The sequence below is a fragment of the Streptomyces sp. NPDC048604 genome, from assembly GCF_043199435.1.
Lineage (GTDB): Bacteria > Actinomycetota > Actinomycetes > Streptomycetales > Streptomycetaceae > Streptomyces.
Genome location: NZ_JBICVX010000010.1, coordinates 100,077 through 124,868 on the forward strand (window position 1 = coordinate 100,077; position 24,792 = coordinate 124,868).

General features: G+C 71.0%; 24 protein-coding genes. 13 read left to right on the forward strand and 11 right to left on the reverse strand.

Annotation, left to right across the window (positions count from 1 at the left end; translation table 11 throughout):
• Window positions 1-202 precede the first annotated feature (202 nt).
• The 3 genes from ACGFMM_RS21345 to ACGFMM_RS21355 all read right to left on the reverse strand — a co-directional run bounded on the left by ACGFMM_RS21345 (window position 203) and on the right by ACGFMM_RS21355 (window position 2,932).
• Entirely contained in the window at window positions 203-1,216 is a 1,014-nt protein-coding gene (locus tag ACGFMM_RS21345; RefSeq protein WP_393647959.1) for a beta-ketoacyl-ACP synthase 3, read from the reverse strand.
• 59 nt (window positions 1,217-1,275) lie between these two features.
• A complete protein-coding gene (locus ACGFMM_RS21350; RefSeq protein WP_393647960.1) occupies window positions 1,276-2,289 on the reverse strand; it encodes a hypothetical protein in 1,014 nt (337 codons plus the stop codon).
• Window positions 2,290-2,425: 136 nt separating this feature from the next.
• Complete coding sequence (locus tag ACGFMM_RS21355; protein WP_393648136.1) at window positions 2,426-2,932, reverse strand: MarR family winged helix-turn-helix transcriptional regulator; 507 nt, start codon at window positions 2,930-2,932, stop codon at window positions 2,426-2,428.
• Between the two features lie 168 nt (window positions 2,933-3,100).
• On the opposite strand from ACGFMM_RS21355, the gene ACGFMM_RS21360 reads away from it, so the two are divergent.
• On the forward strand, window positions 3,101-3,523 hold the full coding sequence (locus ACGFMM_RS21360) for a DUF6069 family protein (RefSeq protein ID WP_393647961.1): 423 nt from the start codon (window positions 3,101-3,103) through the stop codon (window positions 3,521-3,523).
• A 78-nt stretch (window positions 3,524-3,601) separates the two neighbouring features.
• Here ACGFMM_RS21360 and ACGFMM_RS21365 read toward each other — a convergent pair whose 3' ends face one another.
• The 5 genes from ACGFMM_RS21365 to ACGFMM_RS21385 all read right to left on the reverse strand — a co-directional run bounded on the left by ACGFMM_RS21365 (window position 3,602) and on the right by ACGFMM_RS21385 (window position 8,074).
• Complete coding sequence (locus ACGFMM_RS21365) at window positions 3,602-4,855, reverse strand: ATP-grasp domain-containing protein (RefSeq protein ID WP_393647962.1); 1,254 nt, start codon at window positions 4,853-4,855, stop codon at window positions 3,602-3,604.
• Window positions 4,845-5,792, reverse strand: a complete 948-nt coding sequence (locus ACGFMM_RS21370; RefSeq protein WP_393647963.1) for an EamA family transporter — start codon at window positions 5,790-5,792, stop codon at window positions 4,845-4,847. Before ACGFMM_RS21370 ends, ACGFMM_RS21365 begins: the two co-directional genes overlap by 11 nt.
• Before the next feature lie 52 nt (window positions 5,793-5,844).
• Complete coding sequence (locus ACGFMM_RS21375) at window positions 5,845-6,528, reverse strand: YggS family pyridoxal phosphate-dependent enzyme (protein ID WP_393647964.1); 684 nt, start codon at window positions 6,526-6,528, stop codon at window positions 5,845-5,847.
• Entirely contained in the window at window positions 6,525-7,505 is a 981-nt protein-coding gene (locus ACGFMM_RS21380; RefSeq protein WP_393647965.1) for a PLP-dependent cysteine synthase family protein, read from the reverse strand. Before ACGFMM_RS21380 ends, ACGFMM_RS21375 begins: the two co-directional genes overlap by 4 nt.
• Before the next feature lie 65 nt (window positions 7,506-7,570).
• Entirely contained in the window at window positions 7,571-8,074 is a 504-nt protein-coding gene (locus tag ACGFMM_RS21385) for a phosphoribosyltransferase family protein (protein WP_393647966.1), read from the reverse strand.
• A gap of 271 nt (window positions 8,075-8,345) precedes the next feature.
• Between ACGFMM_RS21385 and asnB the strand changes: the two genes are divergently transcribed.
• The gene (gene asnB / locus ACGFMM_RS21390) at window positions 8,346-10,229 is read left to right on the forward strand and encodes an asparagine synthase (glutamine-hydrolyzing) (RefSeq protein WP_393647967.1); all 1,884 of its coding nucleotides are present in this window, start codon (window positions 8,346-8,348) and stop codon (window positions 10,227-10,229) included.
• A 56-nt stretch (window positions 10,230-10,285) separates the two neighbouring features.
• On the opposite strand, the gene ACGFMM_RS21395 is transcribed toward asnB, so the two are convergent.
• Window positions 10,286-12,034 carry a BTAD domain-containing putative transcriptional regulator gene (locus tag ACGFMM_RS21395; RefSeq protein WP_393647968.1) on the reverse strand — a complete coding sequence of 583 codons (1,749 nt, stop codon included), beginning with the start codon at window positions 12,032-12,034 and terminating at the stop codon, window positions 10,286-10,288.
• Window positions 12,035-12,311: 277 nt separating this feature from the next.
• Here ACGFMM_RS21395 and ACGFMM_RS21400 point away from each other — a divergent pair, with 277 nt between their 5' ends.
• Entirely contained in the window at window positions 12,312-13,931 is a 1,620-nt protein-coding gene (locus ACGFMM_RS21400) for an MDR family MFS transporter (protein ID WP_393647969.1), read from the forward strand.
• 197 nt (window positions 13,932-14,128) lie between these two features.
• Window positions 14,129-14,494 carry a holo-ACP synthase gene (locus tag ACGFMM_RS21405; protein ID WP_393648137.1) on the forward strand — a complete coding sequence of 122 codons (366 nt, stop codon included), beginning with the start codon at window positions 14,129-14,131 and terminating at the stop codon, window positions 14,492-14,494.
• Here the strand turns inward: ACGFMM_RS21405 and ACGFMM_RS21410 are convergent.
• Window positions 14,445-14,711, reverse strand: coding sequence for a hypothetical protein (locus ACGFMM_RS21410; protein WP_393647970.1), 267 nt, complete (start codon window positions 14,709-14,711; stop codon window positions 14,445-14,447). The two genes, ACGFMM_RS21405 and ACGFMM_RS21410, sit on opposite strands and share 50 nt — an antisense overlap.
• A gap of 316 nt (window positions 14,712-15,027) precedes the next feature.
• Here ACGFMM_RS21410 and ACGFMM_RS21415 point away from each other — a divergent pair, with 316 nt between their 5' ends.
• The 6 genes from ACGFMM_RS21415 (at window position 15,028) to ACGFMM_RS21440 (ending at window position 22,073) form a co-directional block, all read left to right on the forward strand.
• Complete coding sequence (locus tag ACGFMM_RS21415) at window positions 15,028-16,068, forward strand: ABC transporter substrate-binding protein (RefSeq protein WP_393647971.1); 1,041 nt, start codon at window positions 15,028-15,030, stop codon at window positions 16,066-16,068.
• Between the two features lie 5 nt (window positions 16,069-16,073).
• A complete protein-coding gene (locus tag ACGFMM_RS21420) occupies window positions 16,074-16,946 on the forward strand; it encodes a siderophore-interacting protein (protein WP_393647972.1) in 873 nt (290 codons plus the stop codon).
• 133 nt (window positions 16,947-17,079) lie between these two features.
• Window positions 17,080-18,525: a pyridoxal phosphate-dependent decarboxylase family protein gene (locus ACGFMM_RS21425; RefSeq protein ID WP_393647973.1), complete on the forward strand. Its 1,446-nt coding sequence runs from the start codon at window positions 17,080-17,082 to the stop codon at window positions 18,523-18,525.
• A complete protein-coding gene (locus ACGFMM_RS21430; protein WP_393647974.1) occupies window positions 18,506-19,777 on the forward strand; it encodes a lysine N(6)-hydroxylase/L-ornithine N(5)-oxygenase family protein in 1,272 nt (423 codons plus the stop codon). The genes ACGFMM_RS21425 and ACGFMM_RS21430 overlap by 20 nt, the downstream gene beginning before the upstream one ends.
• Complete coding sequence (locus ACGFMM_RS21435; protein ID WP_393647975.1) at window positions 19,774-20,307, forward strand: GNAT family N-acetyltransferase; 534 nt, start codon at window positions 19,774-19,776, stop codon at window positions 20,305-20,307. The genes ACGFMM_RS21430 and ACGFMM_RS21435 overlap by 4 nt, the downstream gene beginning before the upstream one ends.
• Window positions 20,304-22,073: an IucA/IucC family protein gene (locus tag ACGFMM_RS21440; protein ID WP_393647976.1), complete on the forward strand. Its 1,770-nt coding sequence runs from the start codon at window positions 20,304-20,306 to the stop codon at window positions 22,071-22,073. The genes ACGFMM_RS21435 and ACGFMM_RS21440 overlap by 4 nt, the downstream gene beginning before the upstream one ends.
• A 230-nt stretch (window positions 22,074-22,303) precedes the next feature.
• Here the strand turns inward: ACGFMM_RS21440 and ACGFMM_RS21445 are convergent, their stop codons facing one another.
• Window positions 22,304-22,654: a DUF397 domain-containing protein gene (locus ACGFMM_RS21445; protein WP_393647977.1), complete on the reverse strand. Its 351-nt coding sequence runs from the start codon at window positions 22,652-22,654 to the stop codon at window positions 22,304-22,306.
• 475 nt (window positions 22,655-23,129) lie between these two features.
• On the opposite strand from ACGFMM_RS21445, the gene ACGFMM_RS21450 reads away from it, so the two are divergent.
• The 3 genes from ACGFMM_RS21450 to ACGFMM_RS21460 are packed head-to-tail and all read left to right on the forward strand — an operon-like array spanning window position 23,130 to window position 24,770.
• On the forward strand, window positions 23,130-23,390 hold the full coding sequence (locus ACGFMM_RS21450; RefSeq protein WP_393648138.1) for a hypothetical protein: 261 nt from the start codon (window positions 23,130-23,132) through the stop codon (window positions 23,388-23,390).
• Window positions 23,380-23,889, forward strand: a complete 510-nt coding sequence (locus ACGFMM_RS21455) for a DUF6879 family protein (RefSeq protein ID WP_393647978.1) — start codon at window positions 23,380-23,382, stop codon at window positions 23,887-23,889. The genes ACGFMM_RS21450 and ACGFMM_RS21455 overlap by 11 nt, the downstream gene beginning before the upstream one ends.
• 26 nt (window positions 23,890-23,915) lie before the next feature.
• Entirely contained in the window at window positions 23,916-24,770 is an 855-nt protein-coding gene (locus ACGFMM_RS21460) for a helix-turn-helix domain-containing protein (protein WP_393647979.1), read from the forward strand.
• Window positions 24,771-24,792 lie beyond the last annotated feature (22 nt).

The following is a 24,792-nucleotide window of genomic DNA, read 5'->3' on the forward strand; positions in this document are numbered from 1 at the left end:
ACCCCGCCCCCCCGCGCGGGTGGCTGTGTGTGGGGGGCGGGGGGGGCTGGCGGGGCCGGTCCCCTCCCCGGGCCCGGCCCGCGGGCCCCCCCCCCCCCCCCGCTTCTGTGTGTACGTGCGCTGCTGCGTGTGCGTACGCGAGATGACGGCGGGCGCCCGGGCCTTGAGGCTCCGGGCGCCCGTCGTGTGCGTGGGGCGGGGGTCAGGGGAGGCGGACGACCTGGCCGGCGTAGACGAGGCCGGCGCCGAAGCCGATGAGCAGGGCGAGGTCGCCGCTGGAGGCCTTGCCGGAGGCGAGGAGTTCGTCCATCGCCAGCGGGATGGAGGCGGCGGAGCTGTTGCCGCTGGTGACGATGTCGCGGGCGACCGCGGTCCGTTCGGTCAGGCCGAGCTGTTCGACGACCACGTCGGTGATGAGTATGTTGGCCTGGTGCGGGATGAACGCGTCGAGCTGGTCGACGGCGACGCCGGCCGCGTCGAGCATCCGCTGTGCGGCGGGGACGAGTTCGTTGGTGGCCCAGCGGTAGACCTTCCAGCCGGCCATGGTGATGGCGGGCCGGTCCTCGGGCCGCTCGCCCGTGCCGTCGTGCCAGGGGGCGGTCATCTTCAGGGCGGCGTTGCGCGAGCCGTCGGCCTGCCAGACGACCGGGCCGATGCCGGCCTCCTCGGAGGGGCCGACGACGACGGCGCCCGCGCCGTCGGCGAAGAGGAACGCGGTGTCGCGGTCGGCGTGGTCGAGGATGTCGGTCATCCGCTCGGCGCCGATGACGAGCACGTACTCGGAACGGCGCAGCCGCACCAGGTCGCCCGCGAGGGCGACGGCGTGGCAGAAGCCGGCGCAGGCGGCCGATATGTCGAAGGCGGCGGCCTGCCGGGCGCCGAGGCGGTGGGCGACCTCGACGGACACGGCGGGCATCTGCTCCATGGAGGTGATGGTGGCGACGATGACGGTGCTGATCCGGTCGGCGCCGATCCCGGCCGCGGCGAGCGCCTTCTCGGCGGCCGTGGTGGCCATGGTCGGCAGGGTCTCCTCGGGGGAGGCGTAGCGCCGGGAGCGGATGCCCGAGCGGCTCTCGATCCAGGCCGGGTCGAGTCCGGTGCGCTCGGCGATCTCGGTGTTGGGCACGGACCGTTCGGGGCGGTACACGCCGAGGCCCAGGAGGCGGCTGTGCCGCAGGTCCTGGGTGTCCCGGATGGCAGGGGTGGTCGTGGTCATGGTGGCCGGTCGTCCTTTCGGGGCGCTCGGGTGGCGGGGAGCCCGGGCGGGCGGGCGGTTCAGCGGGCCGCGGTACGGGCGGCGGGGGCGGCGCGGCGGCCGCGGCGGGTGAGTCCCCAGGGCTTGTACGTGGAGACGGCCGTCATGAACACGAGGGTGAGCACGGCGAGGGCCGCGGCGGCGGCCATGGACCAGCCGACGGTGTCGAGTTCGCCGCCGCGCACCGGCGCGCCGGCGTCGACGAGTTCGTTGGCCTTGAGGATCAGCTGGTGGATGACGGAGAAGCCGAGCAGCATCACGCCCATGGTCGTGAAGAACTTGACCATGACCCAACGGCGCTGCATGAGGCCCCACTTGGTGCCGGCGCCGACCACGATCCCGGTGATCAGCGCGAACATGCTGGTCATGCCGAGGAAGATCTCGTCGAGCATGGACATGGTCCGGTACATGGCGGCCTGCTGCTCGGCGTCGCTGGTGGTGGCGCCGGCGATCGACATCGCGAGCATGCCGGTGATCAGTCCGAGCCAGCCCACGGAGATGGCCACATGGCAGGTGAGCATCAGTTTGCGCAGCCGCGGGGCGACCATCCGGCTGCCGTCGCGGACCTCGGCCATCCAGGCGTTCGCGGACGGCACGAACAGCAGGACGAGGCCGACGACGGAGGCGACGAAGCTGAGCACGGCGAGGCCGGCCTGCAGCGGGCCGACGAAGAGCCGGCCGCCGATCCCGGCGAGCCCGAGGCCGGTGAACAGCAGCCCGAGCGCGGTGAAGACGGTCAGCAGCACCCGGCCCCACTGCCGGCCGGCCCGCAGCATCTCGGCGAAGAAGCCGAAGAGTGCGCAGAAGGCGATGGTCAGGACGAGGTCGCCGGTGGTGGCGGCGCCGGCGACGCCGGTCTCCACCTGGTGGGCGATCTCGAAGACGTTGCTGGCGATGGCGGCGAGCGTGGCCACGATCACCATGGCGTAGGCCCAGCGCAGGGCGGCCGGGACCGGGGGGCGGGCGGACGCTTTGGCCCCGGCGGGGGCGGGTCGGGTCTTGGGCCGCTGATCTGTCCGGTCGGTGGTACTCACCGTTTCGCGCCTCCTTCAAGACAGGCGCGCGCACCCGCGGTTGCGGGGCTCTGATGCGCCGTCGGTAGCGGGGTGTTGGCGCGATCAGCGTCTCCGGGGCGGCTCGAAGCCGCCTCGAAGTCCGGTGGGAAGCGGGTCAGCGGCGCCCGGCGTCGTCGAGGGAGTGGACGAACTTGGTGAGCAGCCGCGCGAAGTCGCGCTGCTCCTGGTCGTCCCAGTCGCCGAGCACGACGGAGTAGAAGCCCTGCCGGGTGCGATGGGCGGCGGCCACGGCCTCGCGCCCGATGTCGGTGAGCTCCAGGCAGCTGCGCCGGCCGTCCTCCTGGGAGGCGACCCGGCGGACGAAGCCGGAGCGGACGGCTTCGGCGACGATGCGGCTGGCCCGGGAGGGGTCTATGGCGAGCCGGTCGGCGACGAAGCCGACGGTGACGTCCCGGCCGTCCTCGCCGGCGCCCTCGTCGACGGCGTCGACGACGGCCAGCGTGTTGAGGTCGACGGGCTCGGTGAGGCCCATGACAACGGGCCGGGCCAGGCTGCGCCTGGACTGCCGGCGGCGGATCCGGATCATCGCGGACTCGACGGCGTCGAGCACGCCGGGGTCGACGCCGGCGGCCCCGTCGTCGGGGCGGGTCTCGTTCTCGATCGTGTCCGGGGCGCTCACGGCTTCCAGGTTACCTGCATGTGACTGGACGAGACATTCTTTGACGTGAGAACATCATGTGCGGAAGTCACACATATAAATCAGGCATTCATTTACGACCGGTGCTCGACCCCGTCGAGTCCGCCGGACCCGCCCCGGAAGGAGCCCGCCATGACCGCAACGCCCACAGGTACCGCCCCCGCACGCACCCGCGCCCTCGCCGTCGTCGCCGCCGTGGTGGTCGACGGCCTGATCTGGCTGCTCGCCTCCACCGTGCTCGACATCGACCTGCGGATCCCGGACGGCCCGGGCTCCACCACCACCAGCGAGCTCTACCTCCCCGCCGTCCTGATCGGCTCGGCGGTGGTCTCCCTGCTCGGCTGGGGCCTGCTGGCCCTTCTGGAGAAGTTCGCCGCCGGCCGCGCCAGGACGATCTGGACCGCCGTGGCCGTGGCGATCCTGCTGCTCTCCCTGTTCGCCCCGCTCTTCGGCGCGGGCCTGACGGCCGGCAACCGGGCCACCCTGGTCCTGCTGCACCTGACCGTCGGCGCCATCCTCGTCCCGGCGTTCCGCCGCGCCCCGGCGACGGCCTGACCCGGACACGCGACCGCCCGCTCCCCCGTGCGAGGGAGCGGGCGGTCGTGCGTCGTCACTGACCAGGCACCGCCGCGGTCAGTCCACCTCGTACAGGTCCTCCGTCTCCATGACCCGCAGCGCCTCGTAGTCCCGCTTGATCTGCTCGGCGTCGTCGTGCACCAGGTAGCAGACGCCCGGGGACGTGGCCGAGTCGACGGTCGGGGCGATGCGGTCGCCCACGTCCACGCCGAGGCTGAGCGCCGCGAAGGACTCCAGCGCGCGGACCCGGTCGAAGCGGTCCAGCGAGGTCAGCCGGCCGGCCGCGGGAGAGATCAGCGACACGTACCGCAGATTGGTCCGCAGCGCGGGCATGGGGCCCGCCTCGGCGGCGAAGCCGGCCGGGTCGCCGAGGGCCCGGGCCGTCAGCGCCACGTGGTTGGTGCCGAAGACCCGGTCGACGACCTCCGGGACGATCGAGCCCGCGAGCCGCGCCCCGCTCTCGATGAGCGTCGGGCCGTGGTCGGTCAGCATGATCTCGGAGTGCGCGGGGCCCTGGCGCACCCCGAGCGCGTCGAGGACGGAGAGCACATAGGGGTGGATCCGGCGGGCGGCCGGGTCGTCCGGGGCCAGCGGCTCCTCGTAGTCGTAGATGGCCGAGCCGTTGCGGCCGGGGCGCTTGTGGTAGCGCCAGATCTCGGCGACGTGGTGCCGGCCGTCGACGCTGACGGTGTTCGCGAAGTACTCGGTGCCGGCGAGGTACTCCTGCAGGACGACGGTCCTGTTGACGAAGCCCATCAGATTGCGCGAGCGCAGGATGCGGTCGAAGGCCGTGCACAGTTCGACGGTGTCCGCGCAGAAGTAGACGTTGTCCGTGCCCGCGCTGTCCGCGGGTTTGACGACGAGCGGCCAGCGGTCGTACGCCTTCGCCCAGGACAGCGCCGTGTCGAAGTCCTCGGTGCGCAGCGTGTCGGGGGCGCGCAGGCCGTGGGCGCGGACGGCCGCCGCCATCTCGTACTTGTCGCGCCGCGGCCGCCTGGCGTCGAAGGTGTTGCCGGGCAGGCCGAGGCGGGCGGTGAGGGTGTCGGCGAGGTCGACGCCGTTCTCCGAGCCCGCGACGACGAACGCCGGGTTCCTGGCGCGCAGTTCGGTGACGAGCGCGTCGAGGTTCGCGCCGTCCAGGCCGGTCTCGTCGTATACGAGCCGTTCGGAGGCGGGGAAGGCCTCGGCCGGGAAGCTCTTCGCGAAGAAGTCGGGCACCTCGGGGGAGCTCTGCACATGGGTGCAGCTCACACCGTGCCGGCGCAGGGCGTCCGGCAGGTACCTGCCCGTCGAATACGCGTCAATGATCACGCACTGCATGGACGAAGTCCTCGTTCTCTGCCGTGGGAGGAGGCGCCGACCGCTGCGCGGAGCGCCGCGCGAGGAGGCCCACGCCGATGAACAGGGTGATGACGCCGATGCCGACGGCCGAGACCGTCGAGAACTCCAGCCGGGTGTCGAAGAACTGCAGCAGCAGCGTCAGGACCGGCGCCAGCGAGATCACCATGGACGCCGTCATCGGCGGCACCCGGCGCACCCCGATCTGTACGAGATAGGCGGGCACCGACACCCCGATGACGGCGACCACCACACCGGGCACGACGGCCTCGCCCAACGCGTCGAAGCCGGCGAACCCGGCCATGACCCAGCCGCCGACCGCGACCAGGCCGAAGCGCAGGCCCATGACGGTCGGCACGTCGACCCCGGCCGCGCCGAGCCGGGCGGAGAACACCACGTTCCCCGAGGTCGCGGCTCCGGACACCACCGCGGCGACGACGCCGAGGGACATCGCCGTCAGATCGCGTGCGCCGACGCCGCTCTCGCCCGTCAGGGACGCCCAGACCAGCAGGATCAGGGTGGCGAGGATGCCGACGGCGGAGACGAACTCGCCGGGCAGCACCTTGTCCCTGCGCCACCACAGCATCTGCATGACGACGGTGAAGGCGGGGCCGATGGCGATCGAGACGACGTTGGCGACCGCGGGCTCCATCAGCTTCAGCGCGTACAGCAGGCTGAGCCAGGACAGCGCCGTGGTCACGTTGACCACGAGGAGGTCCCGGGCGTGGGTGCGCGCCACGGCGACGAGCGGCTTCCACCGCAGCCGGACGACGGCGGCGGTGCAGAACACTCCACCTGTAAGAGTGAACGCGACGGCGGCCACGGCGCCCGGATCCACCTGCTGGAGCCGGGCGCCCGCGAACACGTCGACGAGCGCCGACAGGAGGCTGAAGGCGAAGAGCGGTACCACGCGTCCCCTTCCGGGAGTTCTGCTGTGCGGTGGCCGGCGGGCCGGCCGGGGGTCAGGCCGGGGGCGCGGCCGGCGGCCGGGGGCCGAAGACCGCGGACCCGATCCTGACCATGCTGGACCCTTCGGCGGCCGCCGCCTCGAAGTCCGAACTCATGCCCATGCTCAGCGTGGGCAGCCCGGTGTCCGCGGCGAGCGAGCGCAGGAGGCGGAAATGCGGTACCGGATCGGCGGCGACCGGCGGGATGCACATGAGCCCGGCCATCGGCAGGCCCAGCGTCTCCCGGCACTCCTTGACGAAGGCCGCCAGCTCGTCGACGGCGATGCCGCCCTTCTGTCCCTCGGCGCCGGTGTTGACCTGGACGAAGCAGCGCGGCCGCCGGCCCTCGCGGTCCATCGCCCTGGCGAGGGCGGTGGCGACCTTGGGCCGGTCGACGCTCTGGATCACGTCGAAGGCGCGCACCGCCTCGGCCGCCTTGTTGCTCTGCAGCGAGCCGATCAGGTGCAGTTCCACGTCGGGGAACCGTTCGCGCAGCGCCGGCCACTTGGCCTGCGCCTCCTGCACCCGGTTCTCGGCGAACCGGCGGTGGCCCGCGCGCAGTACGGGCAGGACGGCGTCCGGGCCGTGGAACTTGCTCACCGCGAGCAGCGCGACGGCGTCCTCAGCGCGTCCCGCCCGTGCGCAGGCGGCCCGCAGCCGCGCCGCGACCGCGGCGAGTCGCTCGGCCGCGTCGGTCATGCCGCGGGTCCCGTAGGGGCGGCGGAGCCCGTCTCGTAGTCGCTGTACTTGCCGTCCCAGATGCTGAAGTACTTCCAGGCCGAGTCGAACAGCACGGTCACCACGACCTGGTCCGGGCCGAGCCGGCGCGCCAGCCGCTGCGCGGCGAACACGTTTCCGCCGGCGGTGGGGCCGACGTAGAGGTCCTCCTCGGAGATGAGCCGCTTCATGGTGGCCCAGCCGTCGTCGCCGGTGATGATCTCGACCTCGTCGACGAGTTCCTCACGCAGGTTCGCGGGCATCTTCCCGGGACCGAGGCCCATGAGATTGTGCGCCTGGTGCTCGAACTTCAGGCCTTTTCGCTTCGCATAGAGCGCGGCGGACCGGTCGACTTCCACGGCGGTCGTCACCACGTCGGGGAACGCGTCCTTGAGGACGTCGGCGATTCCGGTGAAAGTGCCGCCGGTGCCGATGGAACAGATGAAATGGTCGGGAGTGATTCCCTTTTCCTTCAGCGAGGCGACGATCTCCTCGCCGCACAGCCGCCAGGAGCGCCAGTTCAGCTCGTTCGTCGACTGGTCGAGGAAATAACTGCCGGGATTCTTCTCGACGTAGGCCCGCGCCGTGTCCTCGCTCTCCAGGAGGAATCCCTCCCCCGCGGTCTCCAGGATCGTGCCGCCGAGGGCCTCGATCTGCCGCGTGCGCTCCGCCGTCATGCCCCGGGGCATGATGATGACGACCTGGTAGCCGCGCTCTGCGCCGACGCGGGACAGCGCGGCCCCGCCGTTGCCCGTGGAGCATTCGACGAGCGTCATGCCCGGCTTGATCGCGCCCTCGGCCTCCAGCTCGTCGATCATGTAGGAGAAGACGCGGTCCTTGTGGCTGCCGGTCGGGTTCTTGAACTCGCACTTGGCGAGGATCCGGGCCGCGCCCGGCTCCGCGACGCGGGTGAGTTCGTACAGCTCGGTGGGCTTGAGGCCGCCGTTGTCGGTCGACACGTTCAGGGACTCCTTCGGTACGGGTGGTCAGGTCCGGGTGGTCGGTCCGGGTACGGGGCGGGCGGTCAACTCACCACGTACGCCTTGTGGGTCTCGCCGTCCACGGCGACCCTGATCAAGGTCCTGACATCGATGCCGAACCGGTCGGCGACCTTCTCGCAGCCGCCGTTCTCCGGCTTCTCCACGGCGACGAGCACCTCGGAGACGGTGGCGCCCGCGGCCTGCACGGCCTCGATGAGCGCGATGAGCGTGCCGCCGGTGCTGATCGTGTCGTCCACGATGGTCACCCGGTCGCCGGGCTCGATCCCGTTGACGTAGAGCGTTCCGGCGAAGTACTCGCTGTCGATCGGCACCGAGATGGACCCGCCGCCGAGGTCGTAGGTGTACCAGCGCGCCACCGCCAGCGGGAGATTCGCCGCGAGGCTGACCACTCCGCCGAGGATCGCCCCCTTGTCCTCCTCCACGAGAATCTTGTCGGAGTCGAACTTCCCGATCGCCACCAGTCGTTCGGCCGCCTCCTGGAGAACGGTGGGGCGCAGCGCGGGCGACTGGTCGGTGAATTCGTTCACGGTCGTCCGGTGCCGCCCCGACTGAATGGTCGGCGCGCCGTCATAAACCTGTTCGAGCAGCATCTGATTCCCCCCTGGGTTCAATCCGATGCATGAATATGCCTGTTGGTCAGAATGTGCTGTTTCAAGTCCTATCCCGGGGGTGACCGAGGGTCAACGAGAGGATCTCTCGAATGTCAGGTCTCCGTGTCGAGTGCCGCTCCACACCGCTTCGAGCGCGTCCCGGGATCTTTGCGGCCAGGGCAACCGACAGCCACGGAAGGAGAACCGCATGTGCGGCATCGCAGGCTGGGTCCGCCGCGAGGGCGGGCCGGTCACGGAGGACCCCGGGCTCGCGGAGGGCATGGCGGGGACCATGGCCTGCCGGGGGCCGGACGGGCGGGGCGTGTGGACGGACCCGTACGTGACGCTGATCCACACCCGGCTCGCCGTCATCGACGTGGCCGGCGGCGCGCAGCCCATGGCCGCCGCGCCCGCGGGGGCCCCGGAGGACGCGGAGTCCGCCGCGGTCCTCACGTACAACGGCGAGGTCTACAACTTCCCGCAGCTGCGGGCGGAACTGGCCGGTCTCGGCCACCGGTTCCGCACCCGCAGCGACACCGAGGTCGTGCTCCACGCGTACCTGGAGTGGGGCGAGCGGTGCGTGGAGCGCCTTGAGGGCATGTTCGCGCTCGCGGTGTGGGATCCGCGCCGGCGCAGCCTGTTCCTCGCCCGCGACCGCTTCGGCATCAAGCCCCTGTACTACGCGCCCACCGCCCACGGTCTGGTGTTCGGCTCCGAGCCCAAGACGCTGCTGGCCCACCCGGCGGTGACGCCGGCCGTGGACCTCGACGGGCTGCGGGTGCTGTTCTCGATGGCCCGGGCGCCGGGCGAGAGCGTGTACCGCGACGTCCGCGACCTGCCGCCCGGCCACACCCTGACGTACGGCCCGGACGGACGGGTGTCCCTGCGCCGGTACTTCCGGCTTGAGGCCCGGCCGCACGAGGACTCCCTCGACGACACCATCCGCACCGTGCGCGAGCTGCTCGAGGCCAGCGTCGCCCGCGAGCTGGTCTCCGACGTGCCGCTGAGCGTGCTGCTCTCCGGCGGCCTGGACTCCAGCGCCGTCGCCGCGCTGGCCGCCCGCGCCCGCCGGGCCTCCGGCGGCGACCGGATCCGCACCACCACCGTCACGTACAGCGGCTACAGCGACGACTTCAAGGCCGACCTGGTGCGCAGCGCCCCCGACGCGCCGTACGCGCGGGCGGTCGCCGAGCACATCGGCGCGGACCACCTGGAGATCGAGCTCACCACCGCCGACCTCATCGACCCGGCGGCGCGCCGCGGCGTGCTGCGCGCGCAGGACGTGCCCGCCCCGTTCGGCGACATGGACACCTCCACGTACCGGGCGTTCGCCGGGGTGAGCCGGCACTCCAAGGTGGCGCTGACCGGCGAGAGCGCCGACGAGATCTTCGGCGGCTACAGCTGGGTGCACATCCCGGACCTCGCCGACGAGGCGCAGTTCCCGTGGGTGGCCTTCGAGCAGTGGCACCCGGGCACCCGCGACGGCCTGGGCCAGGGGCTGCTCTCGCCCGCCTTCGCCGCACGCCTGGACATGCCCGCGTACTACGCGGAGCGCTACTCCCAGGCCATGGCGGACATCCCCCGGCTGCCCGGCGAGTCCCCCGAGGCCCGCCGCGCCCGCGAGATCTGCCATCTGCACCTGACGCACTGGCTGCCCCGGCTCCTGGAGCGCAACGACCGGCTCAGCATGATCTCCGGCCTGGAGGTCCGGGTGCCGTTCTGCGAGCACCGGCTGGTGCAGTACGCCTACGACATCCCGTGGGAGCTGAAGACCTTCGACGGCCGGGAGAAGAGCCTGCTGCGGGCCGCGGTGGCGGACCTGCTGCCCGAGCAGGTCCTGGAGCGGCCGAAGGCGCCGTTCCCGGTGAGCCAGGACGCCACGTACACCAAGGCGCTGCACGCGGAGTTCGCCGAGGTGCTGGCCGACCCGGCCTCCCCGGTGCGGCCGCTGCTCGACCTGGACAAGGCCCGCGCGGTCACCGGCCCGGAGGGCGAGGCGAACGCGCAGGACTGGCTGCACCGCATGAACATCGAGATGGCGCTGCAGGTCAACACCTGGCTGGTGGAGCACGGGGGCAGCGTGGACCTGTGAGCGGTACGCGTGGTGGGGGCGCCCCGGCCGGGACGCCCCCACCACGCGGGTACGGCTCAGGCCAGCGCGCCCACCGGAACCGTGCGCAGGGCCATGCGGAGCAGCGGCGGCATCCGGTACTGGAAGAACCGCTCGGAGGAGCCGTCGCGGACCAGGTCCACCTCCAGGAGGAAGAACTCGACCAGTTCCTCCAGGAGTTCCTCGGCCAGGTCCGCGTTCCGGCCCAGGATCCGGGCCGTCTGCTCCACCGTCAGGACGTCGTCCGCCTCCCAGGCCAGTTTGACCAGGGCGTCGCCGACCCGCGGGTCGAGCCCGCCGCAGCGGCGGCGCACATGGTGGAACGGGTGCGGGCGCTGGCCGGTGAGGGCGGTCGGCCGGTCGCGGCTCATCCAGTCGACGAGCTGCCGCACCGACCAGTGCGGTCTCAGCTCCAGCAGGCCCACGGCCTCCGCCATCGGGCCCGGCAGCCCGCCGAACAGGTCCAGCATGGTGCGCGAGGAGCCCTCACCGAGCAGCCGCTCCCGGCCGAGCGCGGCGAGGAACAGCTCCAGGGACTGCTCCGGCCCGAACGGCAGCAGGTCCACCGGCGCGCCGAACTGCCCGCCGCACAACCGCCGGTAGCCGGCGACGAGGACGGCGGAGCCGGTGTCCTCCGGAAGCAGGTCGGTGACCTGGTGGGCCGCGGCCACGTGGTCGGCGACGATCAGCACCCGGCGGCCCGCGGTCCAGGCGCGCAGCAGCGCGGCCCGATCGGCCCGGCCGTCGGGCAGCGCGGAGCGGGCGTGCCCGACGGCTTCGAGCAGTTCGCCGAGGACGTCCCCGACGGGACGCGGAGCGGCCGGGTCGCCGAACGAGACGTACAGCCGGCCGTCCGGGAAGGCGTCGCCGAGCCGGTGGGCGAGGGCGACCGTGAACGACGTGGCGCCGACACCGGGCGCGCCGGCGACGCAGACGCACTTGGGGCCCTGGACGGCGGGCTCCCGCAGCATCCGCCCGACGCGGGCGAGTTCGGTGTCACGGCCGATCAGCGGCGCGTCGGCCGGGAGCTTCACCGGGGGGCGGCTCTCCGGCGCGGCGTGCACCATCGGCCGGCCGGCGGGCAGGTCGAGCCCCCGGTCCCCGGCGAGCACCTGCTGGTGCAGCCACTGCAGATCCGAGCAGGGCTCCAGGCCCAGCTCCCGGATCAGCACCCGGCGGATCTTCTGGAAGACCTCCAGGGCGTCCGGCCGCCGGCCCGCGCGGTAGAGGGAGAGCATGAGCTTGGCGTGCAGCCCCTCCCGGGTGGGGTTGTCCGCCGCGAGCGCGGTCAGCTCGCTGATCAGCCGGTGGTGCCGGCCGAGCAGGAGGTCGGCGTCGATGCGCTCCTCCAGGACCTCGTACCGCTGCTCCGCGAGCCGCAGTGCGTCGATCCCCACGACGGGGCCGGGGGTGAGGTCACTGAGAGCGGGCCCCCGCCAGACGGCGAGGGCCCGGTGGAGCAGGTCGGCGGCCTCGGTGACCCCGCCCTCCTCCATGGCCTTGCGCCCGAGGTCGGCGAGCTCGGTGAAGCGCCTGCTGTCCAGGGACCCCTGGGGCACCGACAGCCGGTAGCCGCCGGGGGTCGTCTCCAGGCTGAGGCCGGGCAGCTTGCGCAGTTGGTAGATGTACGTCTGGAGCGTCGTGGCCGCGCTGGACGGTGGTCTTTCCTCCCAGAGCTCCTCCACGAGCTGGTGCAGTGGAACGGTGCTGTTGGCGCGGAGCGCCAGCAGGGCGAGGACTTGTCGGACCTTTGGAGCGGAGGGCGTGACATTCACGCCGTCGTGCACGACTTGCAGGGTTCCCAGTAACCCGATCTGCAGCACTGCCCCTCCCGTGGCTTGCATCTCCTACGGCCTGATGCACTTCGTGAGCGTGAGGTGGATCACTTGACTTCCGCTTGAGCTGCACTCGACAAGAGCCGAGAAGAAGCCGCTCACCAGGAAGCCTGCGAAACCTCACGGATGGAGCCGGGTTTCGAGGTTACGCTACACAGGGCATTCATATGAGGAAAGCATGTAATTGATGAACAAACCTACATGCGCCTTAACCTATGGAGGAACGACGATGACCGGACCCAGCCCGGGCCGCCCCCAGGGACGGGCCCCCGGAGCCGCACCCGAGCGCCCCCTGCCGCCACGGTTCCCCCTGCTCCTCGCCGCGCTGCTGCTGACCAGCGCGATGTCGATGCTCGACCAGTCGATCGTCGCGACCGCGGGCCCCCGTCTGACCGCCGAGCTGGGCGCCCTCGAGCTGTACAGCTGGACCTTCACCGCGTACATGCTCACCTTCAGCGTGGCCATGCCGATCTACGGCAAACTCGGCGATCTGTTCGGCCGCCGGACGGTGTACATGTCCGCGGTCGTCATCTTCCTGGTGGGTTCCGCGGCCTGCGGCGCCGCCGACTCCATGGGCGAGCTGATCGCCTACCGCGCCCTGCAGGGACTCGGCGGCGGCGGGCTCCAGGTCAGCGCGTTCGCGGTGCTCGGCGACCTGATGGCGCCGCGGCAGCGCGCCAAGTACCAGGGCTTCTTCGCAGGCGTCATGGTGCTGGCCAACCTGGCGGGGCCGCTGGCCGGCGGTGTGCTCACCGACCAGTTCGGCTGGCGCTGGATCTTCTACGTGAACATCCCGCTCGGCCTGCTCGCCCTCGCCGGCATCCGGTTGCTGCTGCCCGCCGGCCCGCGCGCGGCGGCCCGGCCGCGCGTCGACTACCCGGGCACGGCGCTGCTCACCCTGCTCATCGCAGCCCTCGTCCTCGCGACGGACTTCGCCGGACGCGAGGGCTGGAGCGACCCGCTGGTCCTGGGCCTGGGCGCGGCGGCGGTGGTGCTGGCCATCGCCTGGGTCCTGCGCGAGCGTAAGGCCCCGGAACCGATCGTCCCCCTCGCGCTCTTCGGCAACCGCACGTTCACCATCTGCGTGACGGTCGCCTTCGCGGTGAGCTTCGCCTTCTTCGGCTGCGTCAACTTCGTGCCGCTGTTCCTGCAGACGGTGACCGGGGCCAGCGCCTCGCAGACGGGCCTGCTGTTCCTGCCGGCGATGATCGGCATGGCCGTGGCGACGGTGGTGGCGGGCCAGATCATCGGCAGGACCGGCCGCTACAAGTGGTTCCCGGTGGCGAGCACGGCGCTGGCCGCGGTCGCGGCGCTGCTGATGTCGCTGGACCCGGCGACCATGGACGCGGCGACGGTGGCCCTGCTCCTGGCCGTCATGGGCGTGGGCGTGGGCCTCTCCTCGCAGGTCACCACCCTGGTCGCGCAGAGCACCGCGCCGCGCGAGCACATGGGCGTCAGCACCTCCACCGTCGGCCTGGCCCGCAACCTCGGCACCGCCTTCGGCGCCACGGTCTTCGGCTCCCTCCTCAACGCCCGCCTGGCCACCGAGGCGACCCGCCTCCTCCCGGCCGACACGGCGCGATCGGTGACCGCCGGCACATGGGACCCGTCGAAGACCTCCGGCCTCCCGGCACAGACGGTCTCCCAGGTGGCCGAGGCCTACGGCAACGCCCTCGGCACGGTCTTCCTCTCGGCCGTCCCGGTCCTCGTCATCGGCCTGATCCTGTCCCTGATGCTGAAGAACGAAAAACTGGAACCCAGAGGCCCGGGCGCCGGCCCGGGCAAACCAGGTGAAGCGGGCGCGAGGTCCGGGGACGGCGGCGCGGAATCGGCCCCGTCCCGGACGTGAGGCCCGCCCCGCCCGCCCCGCACGTCCCTTCGAGTCGTCGTCGAGTCGGGGATGTCAGCCTGCGGGCCATGCGGAGCGACGAGAGCAGACGGAGCGGGATACGGAGCGGCGGGATGCTGGCGGGGCTCGGGCGGCGGCTGGGGCGGGTGCTGGGGTCGCCGGCCGCCACCGCCCCGGCGCCCGCCGGGGCCCCGCCCATCGCCGGGGTCGGGATCGACGTGGCGGCGATCACCCGGTTCGGGATCGCCCTGGAGCGCAACCCCGGTCTCGCCGACCGGCTGTTCACCCCCGCGGAGCTCGTCGGGCCGTCCGGCGCGCGACGCGCGACGGCCTCCCTGGCGGCGCGGTTCGCCGCCAAGGAGGCCGTCGCGAAGTGCCTGGGCGCGCCGGGCGGGCTGCGCTGGCACGACGTCGAGGTGCGCACCGGGCCGGGCGGCCGCCCCGCCCTGCACGTACGGGGCAGTGTCGCCGTGGTGGCCGCCCAACTCGGCATCGGATCATGGCATCTGTCGCTCACTCATGACGCGGACGTGGCCTCGGCGGTCGTGATCGCATCGCCTTAAGTTCCGGCTCCGCGTCGAGCCACACGTCCGCCAACTGGGCCCAGAGCACGGCCTCCTGCGGCGTCATCCTCTCCGGGAGCGGCTCGGCGGCGGCGGGCACGGCGGCGTAGCCGTAGCACTCCGGGACGGTGTAGAGCCCGAAGCCCTGCCCCAGCGCGGCCAGCCCCACCTCCGCGTCGCGCCAGAGCCGGCGCAGCCACTTCCTGGAACGTCCCACGAGGGTCTCCCTTCGCCGTTTCGGTGCAGCGAAGCTAGAGAAGCGTCCTCGAAGGCGGCTGGAGCGAGGCTCCGACGAACCGTCAGCAGCACTCGAGCCCCGTGCGTCACGCTGAGAACGTGGGCGCGCCACGGCCTGCACGCCCTCACCAGATGGGGCGGAGCACCGCGCTTCTTCACCCCCGTGCTGCGCGGTGCTCCGCCCCACCGTTCCGCTCCGGATCCCCGACCCCCTGGACAAGTCGCACTGAGGTTAGGCTAACCTACCCTCGACTTCGACCAGGCCGGCCCCCGGCACGCACGAGAGCGGATCCGCCATGCCCAGCAACGCCCGAGCCACCCACCTCACCCGTCGCGGCCTGCTCGCCGCAGGCGGCGCACTCGGGCTGGGCGCCGCGCTCGCGGCCTGCGGCACCGAGAAGAAGGACACCGCCAAGACGTCGGAGAAGTCCGGCTCCTGGGAGTTCAAGGACGACCGCGGCCAGGTCGTGAAGACCAAGTCCGTCCCGAAGAACATCGTCGCCTTCACCGGCACCGCCGCCGCCCTCAAGGACTTCGGCATCGAGGTCAAGGGCGTCTTCGGCCCGACGTACGTCGAGGACCCGAAGACCAAGGAGAAGAAGCCGGACGTCCAGGCCGGCGACCTCGACATCACCAAGGTCAAGGTCATCGGCAACGTCTGGGGCGAGTTCAAGATCGAGGAGTACCTCAAGCTCGAGCCCGAGGTCCTCATCACCGACATGTGGGAGAAGAACGACCTCTGGTACGTCCCGGCCGAGCAGAAGGACAAGATCCTCAAGATCGCCCCGTCCGTCGCGCTGTGGGCCGCCGACAAGTCCATGCCGGAGGTGCTGCAGCGTCACGCCGACCTCGCCGCCTCGCTCGGCGCGGACGTGAAGACCAAGCAGATCCTGGACGACAAGGCCCGCTTCGAGGCCGCCGCCGAGCGCGTCCGCAAGGCCGCCAAGGGCAAGAAGGACATCAAGGTCCTCATCGGCTCCGGCTCCCCCGACCTCTTCTACGTCTCCACCCCGGTCCGCCCGACCGACACGCTCTACTTCAAGGAGCTGGGCGTGAACCTGGTCGTCCCGACCAAGCTCGACCCGGCCGGCTGGTTCGAGGGCCTGAGCTGGGAGAACGTCGACAAGTACGCGGCCGACATCATCATGCTCGACAACCGCACCTCGGCCCTGCAGCCGGAGGCCCTGAAGGCCAAGCCGACCTGGGCCGCGCTGCCCGCCGTCAAGGCCGGCCAGGTCATCCCGCGGGTGACCGAGCCCGTCTACTCGTACGCCAAGTGCGCCCCGCTCCTGGAGGACCTGGCCAAGGCGCTCGAGAACGCGAAGAAGGTGGCCTGACCCCCATGACGACAGCCGAGACCGCCCCGTTCCAGTTCTTCTCCCTCCAGGTCGACCGGACGAGGCGGCTCGGCCCGTCCCTGGTCCGGGTCACCTTCACCGGAGACGACCTGAAGAACTTCGCCTCCGGGGGACGCGACCAGTCGCTCTCCCTGTTCCTGCCGCACCCCGGCCAGGACGCCCCCGTGCTGCCGCCGCTCGACGACCCGGACATGTACGCGATCCTGGGCGCCTGGCGCGCGATGCCCGACGACGTGCGCGCCGTGATGCGCTCGTACACCGTCCGCGAGCAGCGCACCGCCCCGGCGCCCGAGGTCGACATCGACTTCGCCGTCCACGAGGACGGCGGCCCCGCCTGCCGCTGGGCCCAGCAGGCGAAGCCCGGCGACCGGGTGGTCGTGCTCGGCCCGGCCGTCGCGCAGAACACCGGGGTCCGCTTCCAGCTCCCCGACGACGCCGACTCCGTACTGATCTGGGCGGACGAGACGGCCCTGCCGGCCGCCTCCGCGATCCTGGAGTGGCTGCCGGCCGAGACCCGCGCCCATGTGTTCCTCGACGTGCCGTACTCCGGCGACCGTACGGAGCTGGCGACGCAGGCCGATGCCACCGTCACCTGGCTCGTACGGGAGGAGGGCGCGCCGTCCGCCGTCGAGGCGGTCGCCGCCGCCGAACTGCCGGGCGCGGAGCCGTACGTGTGGATCGCCGGCGAGTCCGGCGCGATCAAGGCGCTGCGCCGGCACTTCGTGCGCGAGCGCGGAATCGACCGGCGCCGGGTCACCTTCGTCGGCTACTGGCGCAAGGGCCTGTCCGAGGACGCCCTGCGCGAGGTCCCGGACGAGACCCAGGAACCGGACGAGACCCAGGAATCGGCCGCGTAGAGCGCTGTCCGAGCCGGACAACCCATCACGTCCCGAGGGGGCGAGGGGTCGTTGCGAGGTGAAGTTAGGTTAGGCTAACCTCACTTCACGCAGCCCCCCTCGCCCCCTCGCCACGTCCGGAGGACCCATCCCCATGCGCTCGCACCTGCTCAACGACGCGACGGCGGACCGCTACCGTCGCTCCGTCACCGAAGGAGTCGAGCGGGTGGCGGACCGACTCGCCGCCACGCGACGTCCGTTCACCGGCATCACGCCCCAGGAGCTCGCCCCCGTCGTCGACGCCGTCGACCTCGACCGGCCGCTCGGGAACACCTCCGCCGCACTGGACGAGCTCCAGGACGTCTACCTCCGCGACGCGGTCTACTTCCACCACCCCCGCTACCTGGGCCACCTCAACTGCCCGGTCGTCATCCCGGCGGTGCTCGGCGAAGCGGTGCTCTCCGCGGTCAACTCCAGCCTCGACACCTGGGACCAGAGCGCCGGCGCCACCCTCATCGAGCGCAAGCTCATCGACTGGACCACCGGCCGCATCGGCCTCGGCCCCTCCGCCGACGGCGTGTTCACCTCCGGCGGCACCCAGTCCAACCTCCAGGCGCTGCTCCTCGCCCGCGAGGAGGCCGGCACGCAGGACCTGTCGAGACTGCGGATCTTCTCCTCCGAGTGCAGCCACTTCAGCGTCCAGAAGTCCGCCCAGCTGCTCGGCCTCGGCCGCGAGGCCGTCATCCCGATCCCCGTCGACCGCGAGAAGCGCCTGCAGTCCGTGGTCCTCGCCGCCGAGCTGGAGACCTGCCGCGCCGAGGGCCTGATCCCCATGGCCATCGTCGCCACCGCCGGCACCACCGACTTCGGCTCCATCGACCCGCTGCCCGAGATCGCCGCGCTGGCCGCCGAGTACGGCGCCTGGATGCACGTCGACGCCGCCTACGGCTGCGGGCTGCTCGCCTCGCGCACCCGCCGCCACCTCCTCGACGGCATCGAGCTCGCCGACTCGGTCACCGTGGACTACCACAAGTCCTTCTTCCAGCCGGTCAGCTCCTCCGCCCTGCTGGTCCGCCACGGCGCCACCCTGCGGCACGCCACCTACCACGCGGACTACCTCAACCCGCGCCGGACCATCGCCGAGCAGATCCCCAACCAGGTGGACAAGTCGCTCCAGACCACCCGCCGCTTCGACGCCCTCAAACTGTGGATGACCCTGCGCGTGATGGGCGCCGACGGCGTCGGCGAGCTCTTCGACGAGGTCTGCGACCTCGCCGAGGCCGGCCACGCCCTGCTCGCCGCCGACCCGCGCTACGACGTGGTCGTCGCCCCCCAGCTCTCCACGCTCGTCTACCGCTACATCCCCGCGTCCGTCACCTCGCCCGCCGAGATCGACCGCGCCAACCTCTACGCCCGCAAGGCCCTGTTCGCCTCCGGCGAGGCCGTGGTCGCCGGGACGAAGGTCGACGGCCGCCAGTACCTGAAGTTCACCCTGCTCAACCCCGAGACGACGGTGTCCGACATCGCCGCCGTCCTTGATCTGATCGCCGGCCACGCCGAGCAGTACCTGGGAGAGACCCTTGTCCACGCAGCCTCTTGATTTCATCGGCATCGGGCTCGGCCCCTTCAACCTCGGCCTCGCCTGCCTGACCGAGCCCCTGGACGAGCTGAACGGCGTCTTCCTGGAATCCAAGCCGGACTTCGAGTGGCACTCGGGGATGTTCCTGGAGGGCGCGCACCTCCAGACCCCGTTCATGTCGGACCTGGTCACCCTCGCCGACCCCACGTCGCCGTACTCCTTCCTCAACTACCTGAAGGAGAAGGGCCGGCTGTACTCGTTCTACATCCGCGAGAACTTCTACCCGCTGCGCACCGAGTACAACGACTACTGCCGCTGGGCCGCCGGCAAGCTGAGCAGCATCCGCTTCTCGACGACCGTGACGCAGGTGACGTACGACGAGACGGCCGGCCAGTACGTCGTCGCCACGGACACCGGAGAAACGTTCCGCGCGGCCCGCCTCGTCCTCGGCACCGGCACGCCGCCGTACGTCCCCGAGTCCTGCCGGGACCTCGGCGGCGACGCGATCCACAACTCCCGCTACCTCCCGAACAAGCAGGAGCTGCAGAAGAAGAAGTCGATCACCCTGGTCGGCAGCGGCCAGAGCGCCGCCGAGATCTACCTCGACCTCCTGAGCGAGATCGACGTCCACGGCTACAAGCTGAACTGGGTGACCCGCTCCCCCCGCTTCTTCCCCCTCGAATACACCAAGCTCACCCTGGAGATGACCTCTCCGGAGTACGTGGACTACTTCCACGCCCTGCCCGAGCGGACCCGCTACCGCCTGGAGACGGAGCAGAAGAGCCTCTTCAAGGGCATCGACGGCGAACTGATCAACGAGATCTTCGACCTCCTCTACCAGAAGAACCTGGCCGGCCCGGTCCCCACCCGCCTCCTCACCAACGCGGCCCTGCACACGGCCGCGTACGACGCCACGTCGGGCACGTACACGCTCGGTTTCCGCCAGGAGGAGCAGGAGAAGGACTTCACCCTGGACACCGAGGGCCTGATCCTCGCCACCGGCTACAAGTACTCCGTCCCCGCCTTCCTGGAGCCGGTCCAGGGCCGCCTCCGCTGGGACGGCCAGGGCCGCTTCGACGTGGCCCGCAACTACTCCGTCGACACGACGGGCGGCGCCGTCTTCCTCCAGAACGCCGGCGTCCACACGCACTCCATCACCTCCCCCGACCTGGGCATGGGCGCCTACCGCAACGCCTACCTGGTCCGCGAGCTGCTGGGCCGCGAGCACTACCCCGTCGAGAAGTCCATCGCGTTCCAGGAGTTCGCCATATGACCGCCGTACACATCCGTCCCCTCGACCCGACCGAGGACGCCGAACTGATCCACCCGTGGGTGACGCACCCCAAGGCGGCGTTCTGGATGATGCAGGACGCACAGCTGCAGGACGTCGAGCGGGAGTACATGGCGATCGCCGCGAACCCGCACCACGACGCGTTCATCGGCCTGGTCGACGGGGAGCCGGCGTTCCTGATGGAGCGGTACGACCCGGCGAAGGCCGAGCTGGTCGGGCTGTACGAGCCGGAGGCGGGGGACGTGGGCATGCACTTCCTGGTCGCGCCGAGCGACACTCCCGTCCGCGGCTTCACGCGCATGGTGATCACCGCGGTGATGCGGGAACTGTTCGCCGACCCGGCGACGGCCCGCGTGGTCGTCGAACCCGACGTCCGCAACACGGCCGTGCACGCGCTGAACGAGGCCGTGGGCTTCGTCCCGGAGCGGGAGATCCAGAAGCCGGAGAAGACGGCGCTGCTGAGCTTCTGCACGCGAGCGCAGTTCGAGGCGGCCGTGGGGGTCTCCGCATGAACCCCGTGGCACACCTCACCCCCGAACGCTGGGCCGACGCCAACCGCGCGCTGATCCGCAAGGGCCTGGCCGAGTTCGCCCACGAGCGGCTGCTGACGCCGGAGGACCTGGGCGACGGCACGTACCGGGTGCTGTCCGACGACGGCAGGACGGAGTACCGCTTCACCGCGGACCGCTACGCCCTGGACCACTGGCAGATCGACGCGGAGTCGATCACCCGAACCCGAAACGGCACGGAACTCCCCCTCGACGCCCTGGAGTTCATCACCGAACTGCGGCAGGCGCTGGCCCTGACGGACGAGATCCTCCCGGTGTACCTGGAAGAGATCACGTCCACGCTGGCCGGCACGGCGTACAAGTCGACCAAGCCGCAGACGTCGGCCGCCGACCTGGCGGAAGCGGACTTCCAGGCGATCGAGACGGGGATGACCGAGGGCCACCCCTGCTTCGTCGCCAACAACGGCCGGCTCGGCTTCGGCGTGGACGAGTTCCGCGCGTACGCCCCCGAGGCCGCCTCGCCGATCCACCTGATCTGGCTGGCCGCGCGGCGCGACCGCGCGACGTTCACGGCGGGCGCGGGGCTGGACTACGAGGAGTTCATCCGCGCCGAACTCGGCGACAAGGCGGTCGACGGCTTCGCCGAGACGCTCGCGTCGCGCGGCCTGGACCTGGCCGACTACCTCCTGATGCCGGCGCACCCCTGGCAGTGGTGGAACAAGCTGTCCGTCACGTTCGCGGCGGAGGTGGCTCAGGAACGCCTGGTCTACCTGGGCGAAGGCGACGACGAATACCTGGCCCAGCAGTCGATCCGCACGTTCTTCAACACGTCGCACCCCTCCCGGCACTACGTGAAGACGGCCCTGTCCGTCCTCAACATGGGCTTCATGCGCGGCCTTTCCGCCGCGTACATGGAGGCGACCCCGGCGATCAACGACTGGCTGGCCGGCCTGATCGAGGCGGACCCGGTCCTGAAGGAGGCCCGCTTCTCGATCATCCGCGAGCGGGCGGCGGTCGGCTACCGCCACCTGGAATACGAGGCCGCGACGGACCGCTACTCCCCGTACCGCAAGATGCTGGCGGCGCTGTGGCGCGAAAGCCCGGTCACGCAACTCCAGCCGGGCGAGCGCCTGGCGACGATGGCCTCCCTGCTCCACGTGGACCACGCGGGCAAGTCGCTGGCGGCCGCGCTGATCCGCCGGTCGGGCCTGCCCCCGAAGGAGTGGCTGGCCCGCTACCTGGACGCGTACCTGCTGCCGGTCCTGCACAGCTTCTACGCCTACGACCTGGTCTACATGCCGCACGGCGAGAACGTGATCCTGGTCCTGGACGAGAGCGGGGCGGTGGTCCGGGCGGTGTTCAAGGACATCGCCGAGGAGATCTGCGTCATGGACCCGAACGCGGTCCTCCCGCCGGCGGTGGAACGCATCCGGGCGGAGGTCCCGGAGGACATGAAGCTCCTGTCGGTCTTCACCGACGTCTTCGACTGCTTCTTCCGCTTCCTGGCGGCGACGCTGGCGGCGGAGGAGGTCCTGGACGAGGACGCGTTCTGGCAGACGGTGGCGTCCTGCGTCCACGCCTACCAGTCGTCGGCCCCGGAACTGGCGGACAAGTTCGCCCAGTACGACATGTTCACCGAGACCTTCGCCCTCTCCGCCCTGAACCGCCTCCAGCTCCGCAACAACAAGCAGATGGTCGACCTGGCGGACCCGTCCGGCGCCCTCCAGCTCGTCGGCGACCTGGCGAACCCCATCGCGCGTTTCGCCTGACCCGACCCAGCGCGGGCCCGCCGGAGTTTACGGTCCTCCGGCGGGCCCGCGCTGCTCATCGCGCGCGGCAAGCAGGCCCCTGCGGGTGGCCCCGCCGCAGCCCTCGCACGACACGATCACAGCCCCTTCGTAGACGACGGCGACGGTGTCGGTGCCCCGGCACTCACGGCACGGCGTCCGGCCGAGCCGCTGCTGCACGCGCGCGAACGCCCTGCCGACCTCGGCCGCGTTCACGGAACCGCGGTCACGCCGGCCCGCTCCATCTCCGCACCGGTCGCGCGCAGGTGGTCGAACTCTCCGTCGACGACTCCATCCAGGAACTTCGTGAACTCCGCCCGACTGAAGTAAAGAACCGGGGCAGCCGGGTCCTTGTCATCGGACAACGCGACCATCCGCGTCCCGTCCGGGATCCCGTCATGCGGATGACCCTCCGCGTCGGGCGCTTCGGCCACGATCACGCAGTCCTTCAGAATCGGATCGAGATCCGTCCGACTGGACTTGAGCCAGTCCAGTCCGGGCGCGTTGAGGTTCTGGTACGCCTTGATGCCGCACCCGTTGCTGATGGTTCCGACGACGCTCATGCTGCTCCTTAGCTATGCACTCGGCGAGCAAGCCCCGCAACGACGTATACGTCCGGCCACCGCCACGCGCTCACGGCACGCCCGACGGCAGGCCGCCCCGGCCGTTGCTCCTGTGGCACGTACAGCCGCACTTGACGGTGAAGACGACGTCGCCATGTGACGTCGTGACCGGGCCGGGACGGCACCAACCGTGGGCGTCCAAACGGCACTCCGGCGTCCTGGGCGGAAGGGCGGTGGCGATTCTCATGTCGGCGCTCCATCACGTCCTCGGCCACACCCCGGGAGTTCCAGCCTCGCCGGGGTTCTGTCATCTCTGCCGAGGCTAGGAGTGCGATGTGCGGCACCACCAGCGTTGTGCAGATCTGTGCACCAACCCTCGATTCCCTGGGCGTTGGTCGAAGATGCACCCTTGACCCAGATGCCCGGCAGGATCACTGTTGTGCATAACCCTGCACAACTGCGGATGGAGGCGGCCATGTCCCTACAGTTCATCGGGATCGACCCGAGCACGGGTGACGACGAGAGTCCCACCGTGTGGGTCGACCACGAACAGAAGGAACTCGTGCTTCAGGGATGGAAGCCGGGCCCGGAACTCGAGGCGGAGTGCGCTGCGTTCGATCTCCCCGGTCACGCCAAGGGCATCCCGGACCATGAGGCGGTGATCAGGATTCCCGCGCGGATGGTGTCGGTGATCAGGAAGGCGTGCGACGAGGTGGAGCGTGCCGATGTTCGCTGAACTCCTCGCCGGCTGCTCGGAATCAGCCGTGCACCTGGAGATGCGTGATGTCTACGCGGTGGACAACGAGCGGGAACGGTTCGAGGCATGGCGGAAGGGACTCCACCTCGATCCGGCCGACGAGGCTTCCTGGTGGCGGCCGTGGCTGGATCTGATCCAGGAGACCGTCGCGCGAGGTGTCGTCGTCCGTCGGGCCCGGATCGTGTCCGAGCCCGTCACCGACTACATCCGCTTCGAACACTCCGGCACGTTCACCAACATCTCCGCAGGCGAAGAGGTGCGGTGGCTTCCGCGCCGGCAGGCGTCGGATCTCGCCCTGCCGGGCAATGACTTCTGGTTGTTCGACGGCCGCCTCATCCGCTGGAACCACTTCACTGGCGACGGCCATTCGGCAGGCCCTGAACTCTCCGACGACCCGGCAGCTGCCAAACTATGTGCGCAGGCATTCGAAGCGGTGTGGGCTCGGGCCACTCCGCACGAGCAGTACGAGATCCACTGACCCGCACGCATCTGACAGGCCGGCTCATGCCCATATCTCCGTCCACCTCGGCACAGGCCGCACGCAAGGTCGTCGCCGCGCGTCTGCGGGATATACGCAAGGGTGTCGGGCTCACGGTCACCGAGCTGGCCGACCGGTGCGACTGGCACCACTCGAAGACGTCCCGCATCGAGAACGCCCGCACTGCCCCCACCGCGACAGACATCCGCCGTTGGTGCCGGGCGTGTGACGTCGCGGACCTGGCCGACGACCTGGTCGCACAGTCGCTGCATGCGGAGTCCATGTACACGGAGTGGCGCACACAGGTCCGCCACGGCCTCAAGCAACTTCAGGACAGCTCCGTCTCGTTCTTCCGCGAGACCGAGTTGTTCCGCGTCTACTCCTCTTCCCTGGTACCCGGACTGCTCCAGACCGAGGGGTACGCCGGCGGCGTGCTGAGCATCAGCGCGGACTTCCGGGAGCTGCCTCGGGACGACAGCGCCGAGGCTGCACGCGCCCGCGTCGCCCGCAGCGCCGTCGTCCACGAACCGGGACACCGCTTCGTCTTCGTGGTGGAAGAGACGGCGCTGCGCCACCAGGTATGCGACTCGGAGGCGATGGCTGCCCAGCTCGGCCACCTGCTCACTGCCGGCGCGATGTCGCAGGTGTCACTCGGCATCATCCCCATGGACGTACCGCAGCGCCCGCAGTGGCCACGCGAGACCTTCCACGTCTACGACGACCGCCTCGTCTCAGTGGAGCTTGTATCGGCCCGGGTGAGGATCACCACGCCCTCCGAGGTCCGCCTGTACTTGCGTGCCTTCGAGCAGCTGCGCGCCATGGCCGTGTACGGAGCTGACGCGCGGGCGCTGGTCCTGAAGGCCATCGAGGCCCTGCGCTGACTCCGGACACGGCCGGGCCGCC

Bases quoted from the DNA above. Each gene is read 5' to 3' on its own strand.
- ACGFMM_RS21345 (WP_393647959.1), bottom strand. From the start codon at position 1,216: ATGACCACGACCACCCCTGCCATCCGGGACACCCAGGACCTGCGGCAC.
- ACGFMM_RS21360 (WP_393647961.1), top strand. From the start codon at position 3,101: ATGACCGCAACGCCCACAGGTACCGCCCCCGCACGCACCCGCGCCCTC.
- ACGFMM_RS21375 (WP_393647964.1), bottom strand. From the start codon at position 6,528: ATGACCGACGCGGCCGAGCGACTCGCCGCGGTCGCGGCGCGGCTGCGG.
- asnB (WP_393647967.1), top strand. From the start codon at position 8,346: ATGTGCGGCATCGCAGGCTGGGTCCGCCGCGAGGGCGGGCCGGTCACG.
- ACGFMM_RS21400 (WP_393647969.1), top strand. From the start codon at position 12,312: ATGACCGGACCCAGCCCGGGCCGCCCCCAGGGACGGGCCCCCGGAGCC.
- ACGFMM_RS21415 (WP_393647971.1), top strand. From the start codon at position 15,028: ATGCCCAGCAACGCCCGAGCCACCCACCTCACCCGTCGCGGCCTGCTC.
- ACGFMM_RS21420 (WP_393647972.1), top strand. From the start codon at position 16,074: ATGACGACAGCCGAGACCGCCCCGTTCCAGTTCTTCTCCCTCCAGGTC.
- ACGFMM_RS21425 (WP_393647973.1), top strand. From the start codon at position 17,080: ATGCGCTCGCACCTGCTCAACGACGCGACGGCGGACCGCTACCGTCGC.
- ACGFMM_RS21435 (WP_393647975.1), top strand. From the start codon at position 19,774: ATGACCGCCGTACACATCCGTCCCCTCGACCCGACCGAGGACGCCGAA.
- ACGFMM_RS21440 (WP_393647976.1), top strand. From the start codon at position 20,304: ATGAACCCCGTGGCACACCTCACCCCCGAACGCTGGGCCGACGCCAAC.
- ACGFMM_RS21445 (WP_393647977.1), bottom strand. From the start codon at position 22,654: ATGAGCGTCGTCGGAACCATCAGCAACGGGTGCGGCATCAAGGCGTAC.
- ACGFMM_RS21450 (WP_393648138.1), top strand. From the start codon at position 23,130: ATGTCCCTACAGTTCATCGGGATCGACCCGAGCACGGGTGACGACGAG.
- ACGFMM_RS21455 (WP_393647978.1), top strand. From the start codon at position 23,380: ATGTTCGCTGAACTCCTCGCCGGCTGCTCGGAATCAGCCGTGCACCTG.
- ACGFMM_RS21460 (WP_393647979.1), top strand. From the start codon at position 23,916: ATGCCCATATCTCCGTCCACCTCGGCACAGGCCGCACGCAAGGTCGTC.